Annotated in this window: 8 protein-coding genes and 1 pseudogene; 8 read left to right on the top strand and 1 reads right to left on the bottom strand. The window is 41.9% G+C overall.

The features are described from left to right. Positions 1–270: transposase (locus BLT07_RS21515; RefSeq protein ID WP_245726625.1), on the top strand; the 270-nt coding region annotated here is incomplete at its 5' end. A 194-nt stretch (positions 271–464) separates the two neighbouring features. Further along, positions 465–2,201 carry a glycoside hydrolase family 13 protein gene (locus BLT07_RS20265; protein WP_091874390.1) on the top strand — a complete coding sequence of 579 codons (1,737 nt, stop codon included), beginning with the start codon at positions 465–467 and terminating at the stop codon, positions 2,199–2,201. A gap of 197 nt (positions 2,202–2,398) precedes the next feature. Here the strand turns inward: BLT07_RS20265 and BLT07_RS20260 are convergent, their stop codons facing one another. Next, a complete protein-coding gene (locus tag BLT07_RS20260; protein ID WP_091874387.1) occupies positions 2,399–3,301 on the bottom strand; it encodes a helix-turn-helix domain-containing protein in 903 nt (300 codons plus the stop codon). A gap of 154 nt (positions 3,302–3,455) precedes the next feature. Here BLT07_RS20260 and BLT07_RS20255 point away from each other — a divergent pair, with 154 nt between their 5' ends. The 6 genes and pseudogenes from BLT07_RS20255 to BLT07_RS20230 all read left to right on the top strand — a co-directional run bounded on the left by BLT07_RS20255 (position 3,456) and on the right by BLT07_RS20230 (position 8,529). Further along, entirely contained in the window at positions 3,456–4,232 is a 777-nt protein-coding gene (locus tag BLT07_RS20255; protein WP_091874384.1) for a hypothetical protein, read from the top strand. Positions 4,233–4,251: 19 nt separating this feature from the next. After that, positions 4,252–5,151: an MBL fold metallo-hydrolase gene (locus BLT07_RS20250; protein ID WP_091874382.1), complete on the top strand. Its 900-nt coding sequence runs from the start codon at positions 4,252–4,254 to the stop codon at positions 5,149–5,151. A 5-nt stretch (positions 5,152–5,156) separates the two neighbouring features. Next, positions 5,157–5,555, top strand: coding sequence for a nuclear transport factor 2 family protein (locus BLT07_RS20245; protein ID WP_091874379.1), 399 nt, complete (start codon positions 5,157–5,159; stop codon positions 5,553–5,555). Between the two features lie 10 nt (positions 5,556–5,565). Next, a pseudogene (locus BLT07_RS20240) lies at positions 5,566–5,817 on the top strand (xanthine dehydrogenase family protein molybdopterin-binding subunit); the annotation flags it as partial. A 17-nt stretch (positions 5,818–5,834) separates the two neighbouring features. Then, positions 5,835–6,257, top strand: coding sequence for a putative quinol monooxygenase (locus tag BLT07_RS20235; protein WP_245726626.1), 423 nt, complete (start codon positions 5,835–5,837; stop codon positions 6,255–6,257). Positions 6,258–6,345: 88 nt separating this feature from the next. Continuing rightward, entirely contained in the window at positions 6,346–8,529 is a 2,184-nt protein-coding gene (locus BLT07_RS20230; RefSeq protein ID WP_091874377.1) for a xanthine dehydrogenase family protein molybdopterin-binding subunit, read from the top strand. Positions 8,530–8,712: the final 183 nt, after the last annotated feature.

Below are 8,712 nucleotides of genomic sequence, written 5' to 3'. Positions count from 1 at the left end.
AAAAAGCTGAGGCAAAGTACGGTGGAGCCCGTGTTCGGCAGCCTGACACAGTTCTACGGCCTACGGAAAATAGGCGTACTGGGCAAGGCCGGTGCGCACAAGGTCATGCTCATGGCCGCGATCGCCTTCAACCTTAAAAAGTACCTCAAGAAAGGGGGAGGGAAACCCTCTATTCGCATTTTAAAGACCATAATGGAGGCATTCCAAGGCTACCTGACAACCCATTACCGGCAAATCCGACCAAGACCGGTTCTCCTAAGGGCTCTGTAAAACAGCCGCCTTGGATCAATCTCTTTTACGTAGACCACTTCTGCAACGGCCACGAACGTTTCTCGGTGCTTTCACTTCCTTTTCGGAAAGGACCATTGATCGGCCGATTTGTAGAACAATGATTTATGTTTTGTGAACATTATTCTTTTTGATTAAAAGGTCTATATTTAGATATGTTTAATAAACTTTTCTAAATGAAAACGATATTCCCTTTTTTAGCCTTACTCATTTTAGCAATTGCCTGTGCTGAGAAAAAAGAACCCCCCTTTCAAACCTCCCAAATTGAAAAGACCTGGTGGAAAGAAGGAATTATCTATCAATTATATCCACAAAGTTTTAAGGATACCGATGGTGATGGTTTCGGCGATTTCAAAGGGGTAATCGAAAAATTAGATTATTTGGAAAGTTTAGGTATAACCGCAGTATGGATGAATCCCTTCTTTGATTCGCCCCTCGTGGACAATGGTTATGATGTAAGTGATTATCGAGCCATACATGAACGTTATGGCACTATGGAAGATTTTGATGCCATGCTCGCTGGAATGCATGAACGCGGCATCAAGTTCGTACTCGACGTAGTGGTGAACCATAGTAGTAACCAACACGAATGGTTCAAACAGGCCAGTAGTTCTAGAGATAGTGAATACCGAGATTACTACCATTGGTGGCCCGCGGAAAAGGGCGACCCCCCTTATCGGTATAGTTTATTTGACCCAGAAGGTGGTTGGGACTATAATAAACAAACCGATTCTTACTACTTGCATACCTTCGCCGAGGAACAACCGGATTTGAATTGGGAAAATCCAAAATTACGTCAAGAGGTATATGACATTATGAAATTCTGGGCCGATAAGGGTGTTGACGGATTTCGAATGGATGCCTTCCAATTTGCAAGCAAAGATATTACCTATCCTGAATTTCCCGAAGGGCATGAAAAAGACTTTATCAAATGGTACGGAATGCGACCACCATTACATGATTACCTAAAAGAAATGTACACCGAAGTACTTAAGCCCTATGATGTTTTTGCCGTTGCCGAAGGAGCGGGCAGTACTATGGAGGATGCCCATAAATTGGTAGATGCCGATAGAAACGAATTGCAAATGGCCTACCATTTTGAAACTGTGGATGTATCACGAACTCCTGAAGGATATACGCTAAAAGAATTGAAGGATGTATTTACGCGATGGGATGAGGCTTTTGCCGAAGAGGGTTGGATCGCCATCTTTTTGGCCAATCACGATAATGCAAGAATGGTTTCCCGGTTTGGGAATGACAGCCCTGAATTCCGAAGCGTTTCCACTCAATTGTTAAACACCTTTTTGTTAAGCATGCGGGGAACACCCTACATGTATTACGGCGACGAGCTGGGTATGACGAACATGGATATGCCCACAATTGAAGAATATGTAGATATCGATGCGAAAGGAAAATACAAAGGTGCCTTGGCGGCCAATGAAAATATGGAAGCCTTTATGAAAGTTCTGAACTATAGTTCTCGCGAAAACGGTCGTACCCCAATGCAATGGGACACTACAGAACATGGAGGATTCACGACCGGCACCCCTTGGAAAAGAGTCAATCCAAACTATAAAGAAATCAATGTAGCATTACAAGAAGATGATCCAAATTCGGTGCTTACCCATTTCAAAAAGATGACGGCTCTTCGCACAGAAAACCCCGTTTTAGTCTATGGGTCCTATACGTTACTACAACCCGAACATGAAGAAATATATGCATATACACGAGAGCTGGATGGAAAGAAATTCTTGGTGCTGCTTAATTTCTCGGAAACCGAATCTGACATCGAACTAGAGGAACTCAAAGGAATTAACCCAGAAAATGTCATTATTAACAATTATACCGAAACTTCCATTAAAGGCATAAGCATTACCCTGAAACCTTACCAAGCAATTATATACAGCTTATAATTAAAAATGAAAAGGCAATATTATAAAAGACTGTACTCTAGGCTTCAGATTAATCGATACCCTTTCTAACAACTGAAAAAATCCGACCTAAGAATTATGGTATCGATTGGTAGTGCATGAAATGAGGATTTATAAAAGTACTACCTAAGCCTTAAAACTATTCTAAATTCGTTTGATCAATTTTCATAATCAAGGCACTAATTGAGTAATCTAAATTCTTGTGGGGAGTGTCCTACCTTTTGTTTGAACAACCGGCTAAAGTGCTGTGGATTTTTAAAGCCCAATTCATAAGCAATCTCACTGACGGATTTACTGAGGTCGAAGACCTTTTCCTTGGCCACATCGATCAATTTGTTCTGTATAAATTCCTGAGCTGAATAGCCCGTTTCTTTTTTGACCAGATCCCCAAAGTAGTTTGCACTCAGATGCAGATTTTCAGCAAAATATCCTACCGAAGGCAAACCGTTGGTTTTAGGTTTTTCCGATGAAAAATAATTACCTAACAGCATATCGAATTTTTCCAAAGCTCCTTGGTGTTGAATTTCCCTGGTCAAAAATTGCCGGTCATAAAAACGCATACAATAATCCAACAACAGTTCAATATTGCTTACAATGAGCTTTTTACTGTGCTTATCCAGATTTTGCTCCAGTTCATATTGGATTTTGTCCAAAACACTCAATATCAATTCACGTTCCCGGGCGGACAAGTGAAGGGCCTCCTTTACGGAATACGAGAAAAAATTGTACGAATTCATTTTTCTGCCCAATTCGCTTCCCAATAACAGGTCCGGGTGAAAAATCAGGGCAAAGCCTTTAGGAACATAGTCAGGTTCATAATCTAACCCTACCTGTTGTCCCGGTCCTATAAAAACCATAGAACCCTCATCAAAATCGTAGTCTCCCCCTCCATACCTCATCTTACAGTTTTTGGCATCCTTCAGGAAAACCCCATAACAATCAAAATGCAATCCATCATAGGAATAATCGGGAAAAGCATCGGCGTTTTCGTAATCCAAAATACCAACCAGCGGGTGTGATGGGCTGGAGCTTCGCCATTTAAAATAATCGGCCACTGTCTTGATATGAAATATGTTTTCCATTTTTTCTCTATTATGAAATAAAGATAAGCCATTGACAACCAAGAATTCAACGCTATATGTAAAAAACCGTAATTAAGGTATGAACATCCGTAATTAGGGTACGTATACTCCTATCTCATTACGGTATTTTTGATTCGGAGCAAATCATAGACTGATGAACCATATATCTAACGTAGTACTGACCCTATTTTTTTTGGTTATTTGTGGACAAGCAAATGCGCAAGAAGAGAACCGTCAGTTTCTAGATGATTTCCGCGGAACCGCCAGTATTACGAACAACGGTATATCATTAATTCCCTCTTTTTCTCTGGGTGATCCGGCACTGCTGTTCGATTTGAAGTTCACCAAGGGAAGGGTCAGTTTTGAACCGGATATGCGCTTTCCACTAGAAGGTAAACCTTGGTCCTTTCTTTTTTGGTTTCGTTACAAGGCGATTCAAAAAGAAAAATTCTCGCTACGGTTGGGTGCACATCCTGCATTGAATTTTAGGACGGTAAGCATAATTCGAAATGGCCAAGCTGAAGAACTATTGGAATCGCGGAGGTATTTGGCAGTGGAGATTGTGCCCACTTACAAAATATCCGAAAAAACGAGTATCGGTATGTACTATTTGCGTGGACAGGGTTTTGACGAAGGAATAAAACAGACCAATTTTTTGGTATTGAATTCCTCCTTTATTAATTTGTTGGTTTCAGAGCACTACTATTTTAATATAACCCCGCAGGTCTACTTTTTGAAGATCGATGATTTAAAGGGATATTACGTGGCGGGCTTTTTCACGTTTGCCAAAAAAGATTTTCCTCTTTCCATTTCCGCAATAGTGAATAAAGTAATCGATACCGAAATAGTACCGGAAGATGATTTTACATGGAATATTTCCTTGAACTATAGCTTCCCAAATCCTAATAGAAATCTCAAAAAACGATTATAAATTTAACTGGAACCTTAAAATGAAAAATTACTCGCACATTTCAATCCTATCCACACTATTACTTTTGATAGTATCGGGTTGTCTAAATGCACAATCGCAAGATGGGCAGACATCAACAAAAAAACAGCAGGCTAAACCTCCAACAACTCAGCCTTTTGGAAAGGAAGCTTTTAAGTCTTCTGATAATACGACTTTGCGCTGGTTGGGAATGGCGGGTTTTTTTGTAAATAGTCATGGTACTACATTGATGATTGACTCCCTTTTAAAAGGATTCGATATGCCCATAATGATAGATTTTCCTATCAAGACGGAAGAGGTACTTAGCCTTGATGCCATATTGGTTACGCATGCAGACAATGATCATTACAGCGTTCCCACGACCAAAGATTTGGCTCGGGTGACCAAAGTTTTTCACTCGACCGTTTATGTGGACTCCCTAATGACCAATGAAGGGTTTACCTCCCAAGGCCATGATATCGGCGCAACTTTTGATGTTGGACCTATTCGTGTACAATTAACGGCGGCCGATCATGCCTATCAAAATGCCTATCCAGGAATGAGCGAACGTATTTTTAAGAATGAGGATGCCTGTGGGTTTTGGATAGAAACACCGGAAGGAACCATTTGGGCACCAGGAGATTCACGCTTACTGCAAGAGCATCTGGAATATGAAGCACCGGATGCCATTCTGTTCGATTTTTCCAATAGCGAGTGGCATTTTACCTTGGAAGGTGCCATCAAAATTGCCAATGCCTACCCGAATACACCCTTGTTGCTTAACCATTGGGGATCTGTGGATGCCCCGGATTTTGCACCGTTCAATGCTGATCCTAAAGATTTGTATGAAAAAGTGGTCAATCCCGAAAGAATCATGGTTTTGGCTCCTGGCGAACCCTATATCCTTAAACCTCTAAAATAATACACATGAAAACGAATCTTCTAATATCCTTAGTTGGCATACTACTTTTTTCATGCAAACCTTCTGAATCCACGCAAAAGTTGAACATAAAAGCCGACAATATTTTGATGAAAGTTTTTGAAACTGGGGATGTTGGTAAGCTCGATAATATAATCGCTACCGATTTTGTAAACCATGCAGGCGGTGACAAACTTGGCTTGGACAGCTTAAAAGTAATGGTCAGGGGCTTTCATTCGAATGTAAAAAACCCTAAAATGGAGAATATTACCCAAATGGCAAATGACGATTATGTTTGCGATTGGGTTCGCTTTACGGGGAATAACCCAGTAATAGTGGTGGAAAGTATGGAAGTCACCCGTTATGCCAATGGCTTTGCGCAGGAGCATTGGTTTTTTCGCAAATAACCACAACCAATTTGGCGAATTGACCTTTGAAAACGGGGTACCCCAGAAAAATAATTTCCACCAATATCAAATGATCCGTATGAAAGAAGCACCAAATGAAATCGATGTGCATTTTGTGCAGAATGAAATTGACCCAACTGGTATGGGCGAACCTCCATTTCCTCCCGTATTTGGAGCTATGGCCAATGCATTGGACAAAGCAACGGGTACAAGGTACTATAAACAACCATTTGTAACTGACAAACCCCCTCTGGTTGGGTAACTTTATCTTTCTATTTTATGGGATACCAAAAAGTAATTTTATCCTTTGTAGCAACAATGATCTTCTCGTTTTCGGGACTAGCACAGGTTAGTGATGATGCAACAAGACATGAAAACATGATGGTCAGGATTGCAGCCCTAGAAATATTTCCTGAGTACTTAGAGGAATATAAGGCCATTTTAAAGGAAGAGTCGGAAGCTTCTGTACGTTTGGAACCGGGTGTAATTTGTATTTATCCCATGTACCAGAAAGAGTATCCCAGCCAAATTCGTTTATTGGAGATCTATGCAGATACTAATGCGTACCAATCGCATTTAAAAACCCCGCATTTTCTAAAGTATAAAACGGCAACCTTAAAAATGGTGAAGTCCTTGGAACTGATCGATATGCAAGCGATGGACCCTGAATACATGCCAGCTATCTTTACCAAATTAGAATAAAAACTTTAAAATTAAATTTCATGTCTACTGAAAAACTAAAATAGGGAGAAGGTCCTTTATTAAAAGTTCGGCACTGGCCGGTGGTGGCATGATGCTCGGTTTTAGCTGGTTTGCTTCGTGTAAAATGTCCCCAGAAGAGGTGAAGGAATTACCGAAGGAATGGTTCAAGATCAATGGTTATTTAAAGATTGCCGATAATGGACATGTCACCATTTTATCCCCAAATCCGGAGGGCGGTCAGAATGTAAAAACGTCCATGCCCATGATCGTGGCCGATGAACTGGGCGTTGATTGGAATGATGTAATCGTAGAACAAGCACCTTTAAATACCGATGCCTTTACCTTTCAATATCTTGGAGGTAGCCAATCCATTCGAAGAGAATGGGAAGGACTTCGAATGGCAGGTGCTTCTGCGAGGGCGATGCTCATCGCGGCTGCTGCAGAAACTTGGCAAGTTCCACGGGAAGAAATTACCACTGAGGGTGGATTTTTACATCATAGGAAAAGTGGTGCGTCGGCAGGCTATGGGGAATTGGCATCTGCTGCAGCGAAAATGGAAGTGCCCGAAGAAGTTCAATTGAAAGATGTTGGGGATTTTAATATCATAGGAACTTCCCAAAAAAATGTAGACGGCCAAAAAATTGTAACCGGAAAACCGTTGTTCGGAATCGATACCCATCGCGAGGGCATGCTCATCGCCATGATCGTACATCCTTCTGCCTTTGGATTAAAGCTAAAGTCCATTGACGATAGCATGGCAAGAAATATGCCCGGAATCAAGGACATTTTCACCATCAACGTTTTTAACGACGGATATGAAAAGGCTTTTTTTGATACGCGGACCTTCAATGAAGTGGCGGTTATTGTCGGTGATTCCACCTGGGAGGTCATGAATGCCAAGAAAGCCTTAAAATTGGAATGCGAACCCATTGAAAGTTCAACGGAGTCCCGGGACCGATTTGGCCGAAAATGGCAAGAGCATACGCCGGCTGGATTGGAAAATACAAGCGCACATTATGCTCAAATGGACGCCATACCTTCAAAAAAAGTAGAAGTAAGACGGCGGGACGGTGACCCCGAAACTGCCTTTAAAAGAGCTGCAAAAATTATAGAGGCCACGTATACCGCACCTTTTTTGTCCCATAATTGGATGGAACCCATGAATTTCTTTTCCGATGTGACTGCGGAAAAGGCGGAACTTATCGGACCCTTACAAAAACCTGAATTGACCGAGCAAACCCTTTCGGCACGTTTAGGAATGCCGCTCGAAAATATCGATATTCAAATGACCCGGTTGGGTAGGGGCTATGGTCGAAGATCGTATGCCCATTGGCTAGTGGAGGCCGCACTCATATCCCAAAAAATGAACGCCCCTATAAAACTGGTCTATACCCGCGAAGACGATATGACCGATGGGATTTATCGACCTGCTTATCAGGCAAAATATCGTGCGGGTCTGGATACGGATAACAAATTGATCGCATTCCATGTGAATACTTGGGGTATTCCTCAAAGTCCGTTACACCAAGACCGCTTTCCTCCAGGTGCCGTGGATAATTATCTGGCAGAGGATTGGACCATCGACACCAATCTTACCGTGGGTTCCTTCAGGGCACCCAGTTCCAACTTTATGGCCTGTGCGGAACAGTCCTTTTTGGATGAAGTTGCTGAAGCGGCCAATAAAGACCCCATTGATTTCCGATTGGAATTACTGGAACGTGCCATCACCAATCCCCTAGAAGGAAAAACCAATGATTATGACCCTTTACGATATGCCGGCGTTTTAAAATTGGTCAAGGAAAAATCAAATTGGGGGAATTCGGATGACGGCTTGTCGAAAGGAGTGGCTGCCTATTTTTGCCACAACTCTTATGCCGCCCAAGTGCTGGAAATGCGTTGGGAAAACAATCAACCCATTATCGAAAAAGTGACCTGTGCTGTCGATTGTGGTATCGTCGTAAATCCCTATGCGTCGACCAATTTGGCCGAAGGAGGAATCGTTGATGGTATTGGTACCTCACTTTATGGCGAACTAACATTTGTAGACGGTATGCCCCAAAAGAACAACTTCGACACCTACCGAATGATACGTATGGGAGAAGCACCAAAAGAAATCGCTGTGCATTTTATAAAAAGAGACGTTAACCCTACTGGCCTCGGAGAACCAACCTACCCCCCTATTTTTGCGGCATTGGCAAACGCTTTGTATAAAGCTACCGGAAAACGCCACAATCATCAACCATTTCTTACCAAGGAAAATACAATCGGATAGCAAATTTATTAGAAAAGAGATAGTTTCAAATTAGGAACGTGGCTGTTGCAGAACTCCAATAAACATCATTTTTTGCTTTTACCAATGAGCGGAAATCCGTAAATTGAAGGTATGCAAGGCAAAAAGAATTATACCGAAAAACTGTTCCTCAGCTTCCAGTTGTCGGACCGGGTCCCGAAGGAA

Source organism: Pricia antarctica, assembly GCF_900101815.1.
GTDB lineage: Bacteria > Bacteroidota > Bacteroidia > Flavobacteriales > Flavobacteriaceae > Pricia > Pricia antarctica.
Note: the sequence above shows the minus strand (reverse complement) of the source record. Positions and strands in the feature narration are given on the sequence as shown.

What these genes read in the sequence shown, in the direction of transcription:
- BLT07_RS20250 (WP_091874382.1), top strand. Translation starts at nt 4,252, where the DNA reads ATGAAAAATTACTCGCACATTTCAATCCTATCCACACTATTACTTTTG.
- BLT07_RS20265 (WP_091874390.1), top strand. Translation starts at nt 465, where the DNA reads ATGAAAACGATATTCCCTTTTTTAGCCTTACTCATTTTAGCAATTGCC.
- BLT07_RS20230 (WP_091874377.1), top strand. Translation starts at nt 6,346, where the DNA reads ATGATGCTCGGTTTTAGCTGGTTTGCTTCGTGTAAAATGTCCCCAGAA.
- BLT07_RS20255 (WP_091874384.1), top strand. Translation starts at nt 3,456, where the DNA reads ATGAACCATATATCTAACGTAGTACTGACCCTATTTTTTTTGGTTATT.
- BLT07_RS20245 (WP_091874379.1), top strand. Translation starts at nt 5,157, where the DNA reads ATGAAAACGAATCTTCTAATATCCTTAGTTGGCATACTACTTTTTTCA.
- BLT07_RS20260 (WP_091874387.1), bottom strand. Translation starts at nt 3,301, where the DNA reads ATGGAAAACATATTTCATATCAAGACAGTGGCCGATTATTTTAAATGG.
- BLT07_RS20235 (WP_245726626.1), top strand. Translation starts at nt 5,835, where the DNA reads ATGGGATACCAAAAAGTAATTTTATCCTTTGTAGCAACAATGATCTTC.